The sequence below is a fragment of the Streptomyces sp. NRRL B-1140 genome (assembly GCF_001280065.1).
Lineage (GTDB): Bacteria > Actinomycetota > Actinomycetes > Streptomycetales > Streptomycetaceae > Streptomyces.
In genome coordinates this window covers 51557-68428 of the sequence record NZ_LGEA01000115.1, presented here as the reverse complement: position 1 = coordinate 68428, position 16872 = coordinate 51557, and the positions used below count along the sequence as shown (strand labels likewise).

17 protein-coding genes are annotated in these 16872 nt (G+C 72.1%); 8 read left to right on the top strand and 9 right to left on the bottom strand.

Annotation, left to right across the window (positions count from 1 at the left end):
- Both ADK65_RS28425 and ADK65_RS28420 read left to right on the top strand, forming a co-directional pair.
- A partial coding sequence (locus ADK65_RS28425) for a glycoside hydrolase family 48 protein (RefSeq protein WP_053673840.1) occupies positions 1-826 on the top strand: 826 nt, incomplete at its 5' end.
- Between the two features lie 212 nt (positions 827-1038).
- Complete coding sequence (locus ADK65_RS28420) at positions 1039-3693, top strand: cellulose binding domain-containing protein (RefSeq protein ID WP_053673839.1); 2655 nt, start codon at positions 1039-1041, stop codon at positions 3691-3693.
- 144 nt (positions 3694-3837) lie between these two features.
- Here ADK65_RS28420 and ADK65_RS28415 read toward each other — a convergent pair whose 3' ends face one another.
- On the bottom strand, positions 3838-4581 hold the full coding sequence (locus ADK65_RS28415; RefSeq protein ID WP_053673838.1) for a class I SAM-dependent methyltransferase: 744 nt from the start codon (positions 4579-4581) through the stop codon (positions 3838-3840).
- Between the two features lie 4 nt (positions 4582-4585).
- Positions 4586-4891, bottom strand: coding sequence for a 4a-hydroxytetrahydrobiopterin dehydratase (locus ADK65_RS28410; protein WP_053673837.1), 306 nt, complete (start codon positions 4889-4891; stop codon positions 4586-4588).
- 126 nt (positions 4892-5017) lie between these two features.
- Between ADK65_RS28410 and ADK65_RS28405 the strand changes: the two genes are divergently transcribed.
- Positions 5018-5824, top strand: a complete 807-nt coding sequence (locus ADK65_RS28405) for a helix-turn-helix domain-containing protein (protein WP_053673848.1) — start codon at positions 5018-5020, stop codon at positions 5822-5824.
- Here the strand turns inward: ADK65_RS28405 and ADK65_RS28400 are convergent.
- Positions 5806-6231 carry a hypothetical protein gene (locus ADK65_RS28400; RefSeq protein ID WP_053673836.1) on the bottom strand — a complete coding sequence of 142 codons (426 nt, stop codon included), beginning with the start codon at positions 6229-6231 and terminating at the stop codon, positions 5806-5808. The two genes, ADK65_RS28405 and ADK65_RS28400, sit on opposite strands and share 19 nt — an antisense overlap.
- Positions 6232-6474: 243 nt before the next feature.
- Here ADK65_RS28400 and ADK65_RS28395 point away from each other — a divergent pair, with 243 nt between their 5' ends.
- Both ADK65_RS28395 and ADK65_RS28390 read left to right on the top strand, forming a co-directional pair.
- Entirely contained in the window at positions 6475-7338 is an 864-nt protein-coding gene (locus tag ADK65_RS28395; protein ID WP_053673835.1) for a helix-turn-helix domain-containing protein, read from the top strand.
- Positions 7339-7469: 131 nt separating this feature from the next.
- The gene (locus ADK65_RS28390) at positions 7470-7937 is read left to right on the top strand and encodes a nitrate reductase molybdenum cofactor assembly chaperone (RefSeq protein WP_053673834.1); all 468 of its coding nucleotides are present in this window, start codon (positions 7470-7472) and stop codon (positions 7935-7937) included.
- A 161-nt stretch (positions 7938-8098) separates the two neighbouring features.
- Here the strand turns inward: ADK65_RS28390 and ADK65_RS28385 are convergent, their stop codons facing one another.
- Complete coding sequence (locus ADK65_RS28385; protein WP_053673833.1) at positions 8099-8485, bottom strand: winged helix-turn-helix transcriptional regulator; 387 nt, start codon at positions 8483-8485, stop codon at positions 8099-8101.
- A 103-nt stretch (positions 8486-8588) separates the two neighbouring features.
- On the opposite strand from ADK65_RS28385, the gene ADK65_RS28380 reads away from it, so the two are divergent.
- Positions 8589-9434, top strand: a complete 846-nt coding sequence (locus tag ADK65_RS28380) for an NAD(P)H-binding protein (RefSeq protein WP_053673832.1) — start codon at positions 8589-8591, stop codon at positions 9432-9434.
- A 17-nt stretch (positions 9435-9451) separates the two neighbouring features.
- On the opposite strand, the gene dnaK is transcribed toward ADK65_RS28380, so the two are convergent.
- From dnaK to ADK65_RS28355, 5 genes are all read right to left on the bottom strand, one after another.
- Entirely contained in the window at positions 9452-11323 is a 1872-nt protein-coding gene (gene dnaK / locus ADK65_RS28375; protein ID WP_053673831.1) for a molecular chaperone DnaK, read from the bottom strand.
- Positions 11324-11390: 67 nt separating this feature from the next.
- Positions 11391-12131 (bottom strand): glycerophosphodiester phosphodiesterase family protein, encoded by a 741-nt coding sequence (locus ADK65_RS28370; RefSeq protein ID WP_053673830.1) that lies wholly within the window; start codon positions 12129-12131, stop codon positions 11391-11393.
- A 66-nt stretch (positions 12132-12197) separates the two neighbouring features.
- A complete protein-coding gene (locus tag ADK65_RS28365) occupies positions 12198-12626 on the bottom strand; it encodes an OsmC family peroxiredoxin (RefSeq protein WP_053673829.1) in 429 nt (142 codons plus the stop codon).
- A gap of 140 nt (positions 12627-12766) precedes the next feature.
- A complete protein-coding gene (locus tag ADK65_RS28360) occupies positions 12767-14842 on the bottom strand; it encodes a phage holin family protein (RefSeq protein WP_078956179.1) in 2076 nt (691 codons plus the stop codon).
- 113 nt (positions 14843-14955) lie between these two features.
- The gene (locus ADK65_RS28355; protein WP_030843767.1) at positions 14956-15357 is read right to left on the bottom strand and encodes a hypothetical protein; all 402 of its coding nucleotides are present in this window, start codon (positions 15355-15357) and stop codon (positions 14956-14958) included.
- Positions 15358-15441: 84 nt separating this feature from the next.
- Here ADK65_RS28355 and ADK65_RS28350 point away from each other — a divergent pair, with 84 nt between their 5' ends.
- Positions 15442-16215, top strand: coding sequence for an MBL fold metallo-hydrolase (locus tag ADK65_RS28350; RefSeq protein WP_053673827.1), 774 nt, complete (start codon positions 15442-15444; stop codon positions 16213-16215).
- Between the two features lie 29 nt (positions 16216-16244).
- Positions 16245-16859 carry a DedA family protein gene (locus tag ADK65_RS28345; protein WP_053673847.1) on the top strand — a complete coding sequence of 205 codons (615 nt, stop codon included), beginning with the start codon at positions 16245-16247 and terminating at the stop codon, positions 16857-16859.
- The last annotated feature ends 13 nt before the right edge of the window (positions 16860-16872 follow it).

The window sequence follows — 16872 nt, the reverse complement described above, 5'->3', positions numbered from 1 at the left end:
GATGGACCGGCAGCTGGAGTTCTACCGCTGGCTGCAGTCGGACGAGGGTGCCATCGCCGGTGGTGCGACCAACAGCTGGCAGGGCCGGTACGCGACCCCGCCGAGCGGCAAGTCGACCTTCTACGGCATGTACTACGACGAGAAGCCGGTGTACCACGACCCGCCGTCCAACCAGTGGTTCGGCTTCCAGGCATGGTCGGTGGAGCGGGTCGCCGAGCTGTACCAGCAGACGGGGAACGCTCAGGCCAAGGCCGTCCTCGACAAGTGGGTCGACTGGGCGCTGTCCGAGACCACGTTCAACCCGGACGGCACCTACCTGATCCCGTCGACGCTGCAGTGGTCGGGCCAGCCCGACACCTGGAACGCTTCGAGCCCCGGCGCGAACCGCGGGCTGCACGTCACCGTCGCCGACTTCACCAACGACGTCGGTGTGGCGGCCGCGTTCGCCAAGACCCTGACGTACTACGCGGACCGCTCCGGTGACACCGAGGCGGCGGCGGCGGCGAAGAAGCTGCTGGACGGCATGTGGGTCAACCACCAGGACGCCCTCGGGATCGCGGTCCCGGAGAACCGGGCCGACTACAACCGCTTCGACGACCCGGTGCACATCCCGAGCGGCTGGACGGGCACCATGCCGAACGGGGACGCGATCAACTCGTCGTCGACGTTCGAGTCGATCCGCTCCTTCTACGAGGACGACCCGGCCTGGTCGAAGATCGAGAGCTATCTGGCCGGTGGGGCTGTCCCATCGTTCACGTACCACCGGTTCTGGGCCCAGGCGGACATCGCCCTGGCCATGGGCTCGTACGCGGAGCTTCTCGAATAGCCCCCGCCGGGCGCTCCGCGGGTGGGGCCGACGTGATCTGCGGGCCGTATGTGGCTGGTCGCGCAGTTCCCCGCGCTCCCAGGAGCGGGTGCGTCCGAAGCTCTGCGTACAAGGGGCCCCGCACCTGACGCGGGGCCACCACGGCCGGGCGGCTCCACCCGCACAGGGGCCGCCCGGCCCTCGCACGTCCCCCTCACGGAAGGACCCCCACCGTGCGAAGAACCCGCATCCTCACGGCCGTGCTGGCGCTGGCGGCCGGACTGCTGTCGGGCGCCCCCACCGCCCTGGCCGCCGATCCTCCGGCGACGAAGCTCGCCGCGGACACATATACCTGGAAGAACGCCCGGATCGACGGGGGCGGGTTTGTCCCCGGCATCGTCTTCAACCGCTCCGAGAAGAACCTGGCCTACGCCCGCACGGACATCGGCGGGGCCTACCGCTGGCAGGAGTCCTCCAAGACCTGGACGCCGCTGCTGGACTCGGTCGGGTGGGACGACTGGGGGCACACGGGCGTCGTCAGCATCGCGTCCGACTCCGCCGCCCCGAACCGGGTGTACGCGGCGGTCGGGACGTACACGAACAGCTGGGACCCGAACAACGGTGCGGTGATGCGCTCCTCGGACCGGGGGGCGAGCTGGCGGAAGGCCGACCTGCCGTTCAAGCTGGGCGGCAACATGCCGGGGCGGGGCATGGGCGAGCGGCTGGCGATCGACCCGAACCGGAACAGCGTGCTGTATCTGGGCGCACCCAGCGGCAAGGGGCTGTGGCGGTCGACGGACGCGGGCGTGACCTGGTCACAGGTGACGAACTTCCCCAACGTGGGCACCTACGTGGCGGACCCGAGCGACACGTCCGGTTACTCCAGCGACAACCAGGGCATCGTCTGGGTCACCTTCGACGAGTCCACCGGCACCGCCGGGAGCTCCACGAAGACGATCTACGTCGGGGTCGCCGACAAGGACAACGCGGTGTACCGGTCGACGGACGCGGGCGCCACCTGGCAGCGGCTGGCCGGGCAGCCCACCGGCCACCTCGCCCACAAGGGCGTCCTGGACGCGAGGAACGGTCACCTCTATCTCTCCTACAGCGACAAGGGCGGCCCGTACGACGGCGGCAAGGGCCGGCTGTGGCGGTACGCGACGGCCACGTCGACCTGGACGGACATCAGCCCGGTGGCGGAGGCGGACACCTCTTACGGCTTCAGCGGGCTGACCGTGGACCGCCAGAGGCCGGGCACGGTCATGGCGACCGCGTACAGCTCCTGGTGGCCGGACACCCAGATCTTCCGCTCGACGGACAGCGGCAGGAGCTGGACCAGGGCGTGGGACTACACGTCGTACCCGAACCGCGAGAACCGCTACACGATGGACGTCTCGTCCTCGCCCTGGCTGAGCTGGGGCGCGAACCCGCAACCGCCCGAGCAGACGCCGAAGCTGGGCTGGATGACGGAGGCTCTGGAGATCGACCCGTTCGACTCCGACCGGATGATGTACGGGACCGGTGCGACCATCTACGGCACGGAGAACCTCACGAACTGGGACCGCGGAAGCACGTTCGCCATCGCGCCCATGGTGCGGGGCCTGGAGGAGACGGCGGTCAACGACCTCGCCTCTCCCCCGTCCGGCGCCCCGCTGCTGAGCGCCCTCGGCGACATCGGCGGCTTCCGGCACACGGACCTGACGAAGGTGCCGTCGATGATGTTCACCCAGCCCAACTTCACGACGACCACGAGCCTGGACTTCGCCGAGTCGAACCCGGACACGGTGGTGCGGACGGGCAACCTGGACTCCGGACCGCACATCGCGTTCTCGACGGACAACGGGGCGAACTGGTTCGCCGGGACCGACCCTTCGGGGGTGAGCGGCGGCGGCACGGTCGCGTCGGCGGCCGACGGCAGCCGGTTCGTGTGGAGCCCCGAGGGTGCGGGCGTGCACCACACGAGCGGCTTCGGGACGTCGTGGCGGGCGTCCACGGGGATCCCCGCCGGGGCGGTCGTGGAGTCGGATCGGGTCGACCCGAAGACCTTCTACGGATTCAAGTCCGGCACGTTCTACGTCAGTACGGACGGCGGGGCGTCCTTCGTCAAGTCCGCGGCCGACGGGCTGCCGAGCGGTGACAGCGTCCGCTTCAAGGCGCTGCCCGGCAAGAAGGGCGATGTGTGGCTGGCGGGCGGCGCGGCGGGCGGCGCGTACGGCCTGTGGCACTCCACGGACGGCGGGGCGAGCTTCACCAAGCTCGCGAACGTCGAGCAGGCGGACACCATCGGCTTCGGCAAGGCGGCACCCGGCGCCTCCTACCAGACCCTTTACACCAGCGCGAAGATCGGCGGAGTGCGCGGCGTCTTCCGCTCCACGGACCAGGGCGTGAGCTGGACGCGTATCAACGACGACGCACACCAGTGGGGTTGGACGGGCGCGGCGATCACCGGCGATCCACGCGTGTACGGCCGCGTCTACGTCTCCACGAACGGCCGCGGCGTCCTCTACGGCGACAGTTCCGGCGCCGGCCCGACGGATCCGGGGCCCGGACCCGGCCCGACGCCGACCGGTGCCTGCACGGTGACGTACAAGGTCACCAGCCAGTGGCCGGACGGCTTCCAGGCCGACGTCCAGCTCACCAACACCGGTACGAGCGCGTGGAACGGCTGGTCGCTGGGCTGGACCTTCGCCGACGGCCAGAAAGTGACGCAGGCGTGGAACGCCGAGACCGCGCAGTCGGGTGCTGCGGTGACGGCGAAGAACGTCGGCTGGAACGCGAACGTGGCGGCGGGGTCGTCGGTGAGTTTCGGATTCACGGCGAACCGGTCGGGGGCGAACACGAGACCGGCAGCGTTCAAGCTGGGTGAGCACAGCTGCACGGTCGCCTGACGGAACGGCGGCGACACGGAGCAGACCGCCACCTCGCCCCGCCGGCCGTCACCGAGAAGGCGGTCGGAAGACGAGGAAGAGAGGCGGAGCGGGTCCCGGCGGTGGCCGTCACCAAGACAGCCACCGTCGAAGCCGATACCGAGCTCACCCGGCCTTGCGGAACGACCGCAGGCCGAACACCGGATCCGGGCGCGGCCGGTCCTGGTCGGGGAGTTGCGCCAGCCGGGTGGCGAATGCGTCGGCGAGCGGGTGTCCCGGCGGCAGGGTGACGAACCAGCCCCGGCGCAGGTCGGCGATCGTACGCCGGGGGCTGCGGCCCTGGCCGTGACCGGTGAAGCGGGCCTGCCCGGCCGGAAGCAGGCCCTGGGCGGCGGCGCTGGCCTCGATGTCCGCCGCCGCGTCCCGGACCGGGCTGAGCGGCCGGGAGGACAGCACGACATCGATGTCGCTCCCCACGTTGTGCGAGGCGGCCTTGTCGACCGTGGTGACGTAGACGCCGCCGGGGCGCAGCACCCGGGCGCACTCGCCGACGATGGCCCGCACGTCGGCGGGCCCGGCGGCCAGGTGCAGCAGCCACACGGTGCACACGGCGTCGAACCGGCCGTCCGGGAAGGGGAGCCGACGGCTGTCGGCGCGCACGACGGCACCGGGGAGGCGGGTGGAGGCCTGCCGGGCCATGGCGGCGGCGAGGTCGACGCCGGTCACCCTCATGCGGTCGCGGGCGGCGGCGAGCCGGCGGGTGACGATGCCGGTGCCGCAGGCGACGTCGAGCAGACTCCGGGTGTCCTGCGGCAGTAGGCTCAGCACGGCCTGCGCGGCGGCGGCCGCCCGGGGCTCGCCACCGCGCGAGGCGTCGTAGCGCTCCGCTTCCTTGTCGTAGTCGAGCACCGGGTCAGTGTGCCCCGTGCCCTGGGGCGAGGTCCTCCACCCTGCGGGCGAGCTCGAAGTCCTTCTCGGTGACGGCGCCGCCCGCGCTGTGTGTGTGCACGGCCAGGGAGACGGTGTTGTAGCCGAGCGTCAGGTCGGAGTGGTGGTTCAGTTCCTCCTGGACCTGGGCGATGTGCACGACCATCGCCGTCGCCGCGAAGTGCGAGCCGAGCCGGTAGGAGCGGAAGAGGCGGTCCCTGTCGAGCGACCAGCCCGGCAGTTCGGCCAGCCGGTCCTCGATCTCCTTCTGCGACAGCGGTTCGACGGGCATGGGCTGCGCTCCTTCCCGGACTGCGGTGTTCTCGGTGTCCTCTCAGCCTGCCACAGCGGGGCGGCCGGGGCCCTGGTCACCGGGGGCGTCTGTCCGGTGCGGCCGGTTCTCGACTACGGTCCCGGCATGACCACTCACCCGTCCACCGCCGAGCAGGGCGTGGGCCCGCTGCTGCGGGCCTGGCGGGAGCAGCGGCGGGTCAGCCAGCTGGAGCTGGCCCTGCGCGCGGACTCCTCGGCCCGGCACATCAGCTTCGTCGAGACGGGCCGCTCCCGGCCCAGTGAGGAGATGGTGCTGCGGCTGGCCGAGCATCTGGACGTGCCCGTGCGGGAGCGCAACGCGCTGCTGCTGGCAGCCGGTTACGCTCCCCGCTACCCGGAGACCCCGCTGGACGACCCGGCGCTTGACGCGCTGCGGGCCGGCATCGAGCGGCTGATCAGCGGCTACGAGCCGTATCCGGCGCTGGTGGTGGACGCGCTGTACAACGTCGTGGCCGCCAACCGTGGGGTCATGACGCTGGTCGACGGTGTCTGCGAGTCGCTGCTCGAACCCCCGCTGAACGCGATGCGGCTCGCCCTGCACCCGCGGGGTCTCGCGCCCCGCATCCGCAATCTGCGCGCCTGGCGGGGGCATCTGCTGGAGCAGATGGAGCGGCAGATCGCGCTGCACCGCTCGGAGCCGCTGCGGGCGCTGTACGAGGAGGTGGCGGCGTATCCGGCGCCCGAGGCGGATCCGGTGGACGAGCCGTCGGAGCCGGTTCCGTACTTCGCGCTGCCGCTGCGGATCGAGCACGAGGGACGGACGCTGTCGTTCATCTCGTCGATCTCCACGTTCAACACGCCGATGGACGTGACGGTCGCCGAGCTGGCCATCGAGACGCTGCTCCCGGCCGACCCGGCGACGGTCAAGTACCTTCAGGAATCCATGTCCTGAAGGTTCCTCAGGGCCATGTGCTGGAGGACGGCGAAACCGGCCACGGCCAGGGCCTGGAGCACGGTCCACACGGCACCCGCCGTGCTCGGCGTGAGCCACAGCGCCAGGGCGGCGAGGCTCACCGCCGCCCAGGCGAGGTTGGCCTCGACGACGGCCCGTACGCCGAGTGCCGGCGGCTGCCTGCGCGCGGCCAGCAGGCCCACGGCCGCCGCGTAGACGGCGAGAAACGTGCCCACGGCGAGGAGCAGCGTGGCGTCGGCCCCGAGGAACCGTCCGAGCGGGCCGGAGAAGGCCAGGTAGGCGAGCGCGTTGGCGCCGGTCACGGCGGCGTCCAGGACGAGGAAGCGGCGCAGCACCGACTGCGGCTCGGAGGTCCGGGCGAGTGCGGCGAGCCGGATCGCGGACATGGGAGATCATCCTCCGTCGAGTCGTGGTGCGGCGAGTGGGTCCGGTTCACCGGGCCGGAGTGCGCCGGCCCGGTGAACCGGTACGTCCACGATCCCTTCCGGGTGGCGTCCGGTCGATTACCCGCCAGGTCATGCCCGCGCCGCTCCTCCGTTTCCGGCGATCTTCTCGCTCCCGGACCTGTCGTGCCGGCGACCGACCGTGACAGACTGATCGCAGGCTTGGGCACGTTGGGGAGGCGTGGCGTGAGTGAACGGCGGGCCGCACCCACCGTGGGCCAGGTGGTCCTGGGCAAGCGGTTGCAGGAGCTGCGGGAGGCCGCGGGCCTCGGTCGTGACGAGGCCGCGAAGGTGCTGCGGGTCGCCCCGGCGACGGTCCGGCGGATGGAGACCGCCGACGTCGCGCTCAAGATCCCGTACGTGCAGATCCTGCTGACGGCGTACGGGGTGGCCGAGGACGAGATCGCCGCCTTCGTCGACCTCGCGGAGGAGGCGAACCGGCCGGGCTGGTGGCAGCGGTTCCACGACGTGCTGCCGGAGTGGTTCAGCCTGTACGTGAGCCTGGAGGGCGCGGCCCGGATCATCCGGTCGTACGAGCCGCACTTCGTGCCGGGGCTGCTGCAGACCGAGGGGTACGCGCGGGCCGTGCTGCAGACCGGCACCATCGCCAACGCCGGGCCGGGCGCCGTGGACCGGCATGTGTCGCTGCGCATGGAGCGGCAGCGGCTCCTGGACCGCCCGAACCCGCCGCACCTGTGGGTCATCATGGACGAGACCGTGCTGCGCCGCCCGGTGAGCGCGGACGGCCGGGTGATGCGCGACCAGCTGGACAAGCTGCTGGAGTACGCCGGGCGCGACCGGGTCACCCTCCAGATCGCCGAGTTCGCGGACGGCCCCCATCCGGGCACGTACGCGCCGTTCTCGCTGTTCCGCTTCGCCGAGCCCGAGCTGCCCGACATGGTCTTCACCGAGTACCTGACCGGTGCGCTGTACCTGGACTCCCGCAAGGAGGTCTCCGCGCATCTGGAGGTGCTGGACCACATGACGGCCCGGGCGGGCTCCGCGCAGCGCACGGAGGAACTGCTGCGGGAGTACCGCGAGCGCTACTGAGCCGCTCGCCTCCCACCCGACGTCAGGGGCGGGTCCTGACCCGTACGGGCGCCGTCGGCAGGTGTGCCTCGCGGCCCGCCTCTAGCGTCGGGATGACGGGCGGGCAGGCAAGCGCCCGCGGAGGAGGTCCGATGCCCGGATTCGAGGTGCTGTACCAGGCGGCCGCACTGTGCCTGATGTACCCCGACGACGACTTCCGCACCCGGCTGCCGCTGCTGCGCGAAGCCGCCCCGCAGTTGCGGGCGTTCGCCGACCACGCGGCGCTCACCCCGCCGCTGGAGCTGGCCGCCCACTACGTCGAGGTCTTCGAGGCCGGGCAGGACCACAGCCTGTATCTGAGTGTCTGGCGCGAGGACGCCCCGGCGCCGTCGGAGGAGCTGTACCGCGCGCACGGCCTGGAGACCACCGGCGAGGAGCCGCCCGACTTCCTGCCGGCGGTCCTGGAGTGCGCGGCCCGAACCGGTGACACCGAGCTGCTGGCGGAACACCGGGACGGCCTGGAACGGCTCCGGTCGAAACTCACCGACTTCGGCACGCCGTACGCGACGGTCCTGGACGCGGTATGCGCGACGCTGCCGCCGGTGGCCATGGGGCGCTAGTGCCGCGGCAGGCAACGTTCGCCCGGTGAGGAGCGGCGTCCGGTGCGTGCTCTCGGCGTGCCGGCCGGGAGCCCTCGTACGGGATGTACTTGGGCTTTCGGCCGGTGCGGCGAGAGTGCGTGCCGGGCGTCGCGACGGGGCGAACGTTGCCTGCCACGGCACTAGTTCTCGCGGTCGTAGGCGTGGCGGGCCTGCTCGACCTTCTCCAGATGGGCGGCCGACCAGTCGGCGAGATGCGCGAAGAGCGGGGCGAGGGAGCGGCCGAGCTCGCTGATCTCGTACTCGACCCTGGGCGGGACCTCCGGGTGGTACGTGCGCACGACCAGTCCGTCCCGTTCCAGTTGCCTGAGGCGCTGGGTCAGCACCTTCGGCGTGATCGTGCCGATGCGCCGTTCCAGCTCCACGAAGCGCTGCCGGCCGTGGGTGTGGAGCGTCCACAGGACGGGGGTGGTCCACCGGCTGAACACCATGTCGACGACAGGGCTGATGGGGCAGGCGAGCTCCGGAGCGGTGGCGGCGGACGCTCCCCTGGTCATGTCACCGGCCATGCGCACCCCTTTGGGATAGTCACTTTCCTGTAGGTACCTACTATACCGAGGGTGTTAGCGTCCACGACGTCGGCAACAAGGCCGCAGGACAGAGGAGTTGCTCATGATCGTGGTGACGGGAGCGACGGGGAACGTGGGCCGGTCGCTGGTGCGGGCTCTCGCCGGGGCCGGGGAGAAGGTGACCGCGACCTCGCGGAGAGTCTCGGAGGCGGACGTACCGGACGGCGTCCACGCCCGCACGGCCGACCTGACCGATGCCGGAAGCCTCCGCCCGGTGCTGGACGGAGCCGACGCGCTGTTCCTGCAGAACGGCGGAGCCGACGCCCACCTGCTCGACCCCGGGCAGATCCTGGACGCCGCACGGGCCGGCGGAGTCCGGCGCGTCGTACTGCTCTCCTCACAGGGGGTCGCGACCCGGCCGGAGTCGGTCTCCCACGGGGGCGTCGGAAAGGCCATCGAGGACGCCGTGCGAGGGTCGGGCCTGGAGTGGGTGATCCTGCGCCCCGGCGGTTTCGCCTCCAACGCCTACGCCTGGGCCGGTCCGGTCCGTACCCGGCGGACCGTCGCCGCACCGTTCGGTGACGTCGGTCTGCCCGTGATCGACCCGGACGACATCGCCGAGGTCGCCGCGGCGGCACTGCGGGAGGACGGGCACGCCGGGCAGGTCTACGAACTGACCGGGCCCGCCCTGAGCACGCCCCGGCAACGCGCCGAGGCGCTGGCGGATGCCCTCGGCGAACCGGTCCGCTTCGTCGAGCAGACCCCCGACGAGGCCCGTGCACAGCTGCTGGAGTTCATGCCCGGGCCCGTGGTGGAGACGACCCTGGCCATCCTCGGCGAGCCCACTCCCGCGGAGCAGCGCGTCAGCCCCGACGTGGACCGCGTGCTGGGCCGCGCGCCGCGCACCTTCACGGACTGGGCTCACCGCAACGTCGCGGCATTCCGCTAGGGCCTCGCTCCTGGCGTTCAGCCCTGGGCGGCGCCCCCCTTCTCGTCGCGGCCGTGCTTCTCCTCGTCCACGATCTCCGCGTCGACCACGCCCTCCTCGTCGTGCGCGGTGCCGGAGGGTTCCTCGGCGGGGGCCTGCTCGGCCTGGGCGTACATCGCCTGGCCCATCTTCTGGCTGACGGAGGCGAGTTGCTCGACGGCGGCGCGCAGGGCGGCGGTGTCCGCCTGCTGTTCCAGTCGCTCCTTCACCCCGGTGACGGCCGACTCGACCTCGGACTTCGTGTCCGCCGGGACCCGCTCGCCGTTCTCGCGGAGGAAGTTCTCTGTCTGGTAGACGAGTTGCTCGGCCTGGTTGCGGGTCTCGGCGGCCTCACGGCGCTCCCGGTCCTCCTCGGCGTACTGCTCGGCCTCGCGCATCATGCGGTCGATGTCGTCCTTGGGCAGGGCCGAGCCGCCGGTGACGGTCATCTTCTGTTCGCGGCCGGTCGCCATGTCCTTGGCCGAGACGTGCATGATGCCGTTGGCGTCGATGTCGAACGCCACCTCGATCTGCGGTACCCCGCGCGGCGCCGGCGGCAGGCCCGTCAGGTCGAAGACACCGAGCTTCTTGTTGTACGCCGCGATCTCCCGTTCGCCCTGGTAGACCTGGATGCCGACCGAGGGCTGATTGTCGGCGGCCGTCGTGAAGATCTCCGAACGCCGGGTCGGGATGGTCGTGTTGCGCTCGATGAGCTTCGTCATGATGCCGCCCTTGGTCTCGATGCCCAGGGACAGCGGGGTGACGTCGAGCAGCAGCACGTCCTTGACGTCGCCGCGAATGACTCCCGCCTGGAGCGCCGCCCCCACGGCCACGACCTCGTCGGGGTTGACGCCCTTGTGCGGGTCCTTCCCGGTCAGCTCCTTGACCAGGTCGGTCACGGCGGGCATCCGGGTCGAGCCGCCGACGAGGATCACGTGGTCGATCGCCGAGAGCTTCACGCCGGCGTCCTTGACCGCCTGGTGGAACGGGGCCTTGCAGCGGTCGAGCAGATCGGCGGTGAGCTCCTGGAACTGGGCCCGGGTCAGCTTCTCGTCGAGGTGCAGGGGCCCTTCGGCGGAGGCCGTGATGTAAGGCAGGTTGATCGTCGTCTCGGTCGAGCTGGACAGTTCGATCTTGGCCCGCTCGGCGCCCTCGCGCAGCCGCTGCACCGCCATCTTGTCGCCCGCGAGATCGACGCCGGTCTGGCCCTTGAAACGCTTGATCAGGTACTCGACGATCCGCTGGTCCCAGTCGTCGCCGCCGAGGTGCGTGTCACCGTTGGTGGCCTTCACCTCGATGACGCCCTCGCCCATCTCCAGCAGCGACACGTCGAAGGTGCCGCCGCCGAGGTCGAAGACGAGGACCGTCTGGTCGTTCTCCTTGTCCAGACCGTAGGCGAGGGCCGCGGCCGTCGGCTCGTTGATGATGCGCAGCACCTTCAGGCCCGCGATCTCACCGGCCTCCTTGGTGGCCTGCCGCTGGGTGTCGTCGAAGTAGGCAGGGACGGTGATCACGGCGTCGGTGACGTCCTCGCCGAGGTAGGACTCCGCGTCCCGCTTGAGCTTCTGCAACACCCGCGCGGACAGTTCCTGCGCCCGGTAGCGGGTGCCGTCCACGTCGCCCTCGGCGGGGAAGCGCCAGTGCGCGTCGCCCATGTGCCGCTTCACCGAGCGGGCGGTGCGCTCCACGTTCGTCACGGCCTGCCGTTTGGCCACCTCTCCGACCAGCACTTCGCCGTTCTTGGCGAACGCCACGACCGAGGGTGTGGTGCGGGCCCCCTCCGCGTTGGCGATGACGGTGGACTCACCGGCTTCGAGTACGGCGACCACCGAGTTCGTGGTTCCGAGGTCGACTCCGACCGCTCGTCCCATCGCTGTCCCCTTTCGCCAGGGTGACGCCTCTCCACACACTCCAGCACAAAACTTGAGTGCGCTGTTGTCAATGCCGCGAAGGGGTGATCGGGCCGCGCAGCGCCACCGCCCGCCGGGGCCGGTCGGTGACGAGCACGTCGACGCGCGGGTGAGCGAGGAAGGCCCGCATGAGCGTGTCGTCGTTGACGGTCCAGACCATGGTGAACAGACCGTGCCGGCCCGCCTCGCGCAGCACGTTGGTCCTGGCGAGCCGCTGGTGCACGGCGACGCCGTGCGCCCCGCAGGCCCGGATACGCCGGGCCGGGAACAGCTCGCTCAGCCGGGTGCCGGGCAGCCGGGACAGGGCGAGGTCCCGGCGGTCCCGCCCCAGGGACAGGGCGGTGCGCACGCCGGGGAAGCCCTGGGTGACGGCGGCGACGGAACGGTCCTCCAGCGTGGTCACGACGAGCCCGTCCACGCCGAGCAGGGCGACCGCCCGGTCGATCACCTCCTGCTCGTAGCCGGCCTCCTTGAGGTCGAGGTGGGCCACGAGTCTTCCCGCGATCAGCGCCATGACGTCGTCCACGACGGGCACGGCGTATCCGGCCCGCTCGCACAGCTCGGCGTGCGTGAGCGCGGAAAGCAGCGGCCCGGCGGGACCGGCCCGGGGGTCGTGGTGGACGACGAGGACTCCGTCCCCGGTGCGGCGGACGTCGAACTCGGCGTACTCCGCACCGGACGCGACGGCGTCCTCGTACGCCTCCCAGGTGGCGGGACCGGCTCGCTCGCTGCCGCCCCGGTGGGCGCAGACGGCGGGGTGTGGCGTCATGGTCGTCGTTCCGAGGCCGCGCGGGCCGCCCCGGTGGGCGGGCCCGCGCGGCGGGGAGGCGACAGCTCAGGCGAGCTTGGCGGTCAGCGTGATGGGCGTCGCCTTGAGGGCCTGGCTGACCGGGCAGCCGGTCTTGGCCTCGTCCGCGGCGGCCTGGAAGGCCGCCTCGTCGATGCCGGGGACGGTGCCCTCGACGGTGAGGTGGATGCCGGTGATGCCCTCGCCGGGCTGGAAGGAGACGTCGGCCGAGGTGATGAGCTTGGTGGGCGGCGTCCCGGCCTTGTTGAGGATGTTGGAGAAGGCCATGGAGAAGCAGCTGGAGTGGGCGGCGGCGATCAGCTCCTCGGGGCTGGTCTTGCCGTTCGCCTCCTGGGCGCGCGAGGCCCACGTGACCGGCTGCTCGCCGATGGCACCGGAGGAGTCGAAGGTGACGACACCGCTGCCCTCGAGCAGGTTGCCTTCCCAGACGGTGTGTGCGGAGCGCGTGGTAGCCACGAGTTCTTCCTTTCGCGTGCGGACTCGCGTGCGGGCCCGTCGCCGGGCCCCGTGTCCCCCATCCGATCACACTACGGCTCAACTCACGCGGAGGACCTGCCCTCTGGCGGTGTGCGCGGCCCGGGATGCGCTGCCGGGTGTCAGGCGGCGTGCTCCTCCTCGGTGGCCTCCAGCGGCACCTGCGGTCCGTTCGCCTCGCGCAGCCAGCGCCGCAGGACCCGGTGCACGTGCTCGGCGCCGACGAGCTCCTCGCCCTCGCCGACCGGTGCGGAGACGCCGAGCGGGGACAGCAGGAAGGGTCTGCCCTGGGCGCCGCCGAGGCCGCCGTGGGAGCCGATCTGCTCCTCGAAGGCGAGGACTTCGCCGTCGGCGGGGTCGTGGAAGGAGTTGACCATGATGTCGGCGGTGTGCGGGAAGGAGTGCGTGCGGCGTATCGCGTCGGCCGCGCCCGGGCCGAAGGGGGCCAGCGGCCCGGGGTCGTCGTCGAGGTCGGCCAGCGGGATCTCCGCGCCGTACGCTCCGAGGACGACGCCGCCGTGCTCCTCGCTGCGGACCAGCAGGAAGCCGATGCCGGGATGGTTGGCGAGGGTCGGCAGCAGCGCGGGGTGGCGGGCGTCGATCTCCTCCTTGCTCATCCGGTGCGGGACGTCCGGGAAGGAGACCAGGCCGAGATTGCCGGAGGCCAGCACGATCGGCTCGGAGTCCCGCGCGGGCCGGTGCTGCTCGCCTGCCTCCGCGACGGGGAAGCGCAGGGCGGCGCGCACGGCGGCGCGGGCCTCCGCGCCGCTGCGGGTGCGCTCGGCCTTGCGCGGTACGGGCATGCCGCAGCCGGCCCGCACCAGGTCGCCGAGCGTGAGGCCGTATCGGGCGCGGAAGGTCTCGCCCGGGCTCTGGCCGTGGTCGGACAGCACGACGATCCGGTACGGACGCGGGGCGTGCTCGGCCACGTTCTCGATCAGGGCCAGCGAGCGGTCGAGGCGTTCGAGGACCTTCTGCGCGTCCCGGCTCGCGGGACCGGAGTGGTGGGCGACCTCGTCGTAGGCCACCAGGTCGGCGAAGACGGCCGTGCGGCCGACGAGCATGTCGCCGGTCACGGCGGCCACGACGACGTCCCGCTCGACGACCGTCGCGAAGGCCCGGACGAGGGGGTAGAGGCCGCCGCGGGAGACGCGAGGACGTTGCTTGCGCAGGCTCGCGCGGGTGGACTGGCCGATCTCACGGCCGACCTCGGCGATGAAGGACAGCGCGGTGCGCACGGCGTTGGCAGGATCGCAGAAGTAGGCGAAGTAGCCCGCCCGGGAACGGTTCTCCCGGCTGCGGCGGCGGGCCGCTATGGACAGCACGAGGGCCTGCTGTTCGGCGCCGCCGCTGAACAGGTTGCCGCGGCTGGCACCGTCGACGGTGAGCAGCCCGCCGTGCCCCGCGTGCTCGACGGCGCGGCGCTGGAGTTCGGCGGCGCTGGTCGGGCGGTTGCAGACGACCACCTCGCCGGTGTCCTTCTCGTACCAGCGGAAGGCGGGGACGTCGTGGTTGCTGCCGTGCAGGATGCCGAGCTGGCTGGCGCCGGTCTGGCTGGACCAGTCGGTGCGCCAGGGAGTGAGCCGGTGGGTGGGGCGGCCGAGACCGTCGTCGTCGAGCCAGCGGGCGACCGTGGGCATCAGGCCCTTGCCGACGGCGTCGAACAGGGTGTCGTGGCCGACGCCGTCTAGCTGCACGAAGACCGTGCCGGGGCCGGCCGGTGAGGGCGGGCCGGACCGGCGGCGGCGGTCGGAGAGGCGGTAGAGCCTGCGGCGGTAGGCGTCGTCGTCCCGCACGGCCAGGGCCGCGCCGGTCGCGGACGCCACCGCGGACATCACGGCGGCGACCACGACGGCGGTCTCCGGCGCTGCGGCACCGCGCTCGGCCGGGTTCAGGTGCAGGGCGAGCAGCAGCAGGGCGCCGTTGAGGAAGAAGACCAGCAGCCCGAGTACGAGCGCCGGTACGAGCAGCAGCAGCCGGACGAGCAGCGGCCAGACCAGGGCCGACAGCAGACCGAAGGCACCGGCCCCGAAGGCCGCGGTGACGGCTATGTCGGTCGCGCTGTCGCCGTTCTCCGAGCGGAGCCGGAAGTCGGGGAGGATCCCGGCGAGTACGAGCATGGTGACGGTGGAGACCGCCCACACGGCGACGCTCCGCCCCACCTGACTGGCGGCCCGCCGCCATCGCACGCCCCGCACGCCCAGCCACCTCACGTCCCTGGCCCGCAGCCGCGGCGGGCCCTCCCCCACAGTGTCTCAACGCCCGGCCGGGCGGTTTCGTCCCCGGGCCGCACACCGGTGAGGGGACGGCGTCAGCGCCCGTCGTAGCCGGCCGTCGGCATCGACAGCCGCCGGTGCACGCACGCCTTCATCGCCGCGTCGTACGCAGGCTCCGCATGCCCCACCGTCTCCACCCGTACACCGCGCCGGGCGCATTCGGCGGTGAATTCCTCGACGGAGGCGAGCGCGCTCTCCAGGACCCGCCGGCTGGGCGCGACGAACAGGTCGAGGCCGGGCCGGACGCCGTCCCACAAGGCGCCGTGGTCGGGCCGCAGCCCCCGGACCAGTAACTCCCGGCTGACCACGTAGCCCCGCTCGGCGGCCCAGCGGGCGCACATGGCGTGCTGACTGCGGGAGTCGACGAGGAACGGATCGTCGTCCAGCTCCTCCAGCGGCGTCAGACTCGCGATCGCCGTGACCCGCACCGGCACCATGGCGTCCCCCCTCACCTCCGGTTTCGCCGCCGACCCTACTCCTGCACGTAGGCTTCGGGGGAGTCGCGCGAAGGAGGCAAAGAAGTGCCGGTGGAGATCACCTGGTGGGGTCACGCCACTTGCACCGTCGAGGATTCGAATGTGCGCGTGCTCACGGATCCCCTGTTCGCACGCCGGCTCGCACACCTGCGGCGCCGGCGCGGCGCGCTGCCGCCCCCGGGCGCCCCGCACGCGGACGTGGCGCTGGTGTCGCATCTGCACGCCGACCACCTGCACGTGCCGTCGCTGATGCGGCTCGCCGAGGGCACGCGCCTGCTCGTGCCCCGGGGTGCGCGCCGGGCTGTGCCGGGTCTGCGCCGGCTCACGCACCTGCGGGTGAGCGAGGTGGCGCCCGGCGAGGAGACGCCGGTCGGCGACATCGTCGTACGGGCCGTGCCCGCGCGGCACGACGGGCGGCGGCTGCCGTTCGGGCCGCACCGCTCCCCCGCGCTCGGCTATGTCATATCCGGCGAGGCCCGGACGTACTTCGCCGGGGACACGGGCCTGTTCGACGACATGGCGAAGGAGGTCGGGCCGGTCGAGGTGGCGTTGCTGCCGGTGGGCGGCTGGGGACCGTACCTGGGCGAGGGGCACCTGGACGCGGGCCGGGCGGCGCAGGCGCTGGCACGGCTGGCGCCGCGCAGTGCGGTGCCGGTGCACTACGGCACGTACTGGCCGATCGGCATGGACGCCGTGCGCCCCCACGAGTTCCACGCGCCCGGGGACGAGTTCGTCCGGCTCGCGGCCCGGCACGCGCCGGCGGTTTCGGTGCACCGGCTCGGGCACGGGGAGAGCGTGCGCCTCGAGGCCGCGCGGTGAACTGGTCCGCGCCCGCGGCGCTCACGCCCCTGCTCGCGGTCTCGGCTGTCACCCCGGCGTCCGTGGTCCCGGCGTCCACACAGCAGGCGATCGGCTATCCGACGCTCTTCGTGCTGGTGCTGGCCGGGGCGCTGGTGCCGGTGATCCCTACCGGCGCGCTGGTGAGTTCGGCGGCGGTGGTCGCCGTGCACCGGACGGCGCCGTTCTCGCTGGCGATGGTGTTCGTGACGGCGTCGCTGGCGGCGTTCCTGGGTGATGCGGCGCTGTACTGGCTGGGGCGGCGCGGACTGAATTCGAAGAACGGGTCGCGGTGGCTGGAGGCGATCCGGTCGCGGGCGCCGGAGGACCGGCTGGAGCAGGCACAGGAGAAACTGGCCGCGCACGGGGTCGCCGTGCTGGTGTTGTCCCGGCTGGTGCCGGCCGGGCGGATTCCGGTGATGCTGGCGTGTCTGCTGGCGGAGTGGCCGCTGCGGAGGTTCTCCCGGGGGAACTTCCCGGCGTGTCTGGCGTGGACCGTGACGTATCAGTTGATCGGGATTCTCGGGGGGTCGCTGTTCGACGAGCCGTGGGAGGGTGTGGTGGCGGCGATCGGGCTGACGTTGGTGATCAGTGCGGTGCCGGCCGTGGTGCGGCGGGTTCGGTAGCGCCGTAAGGGTT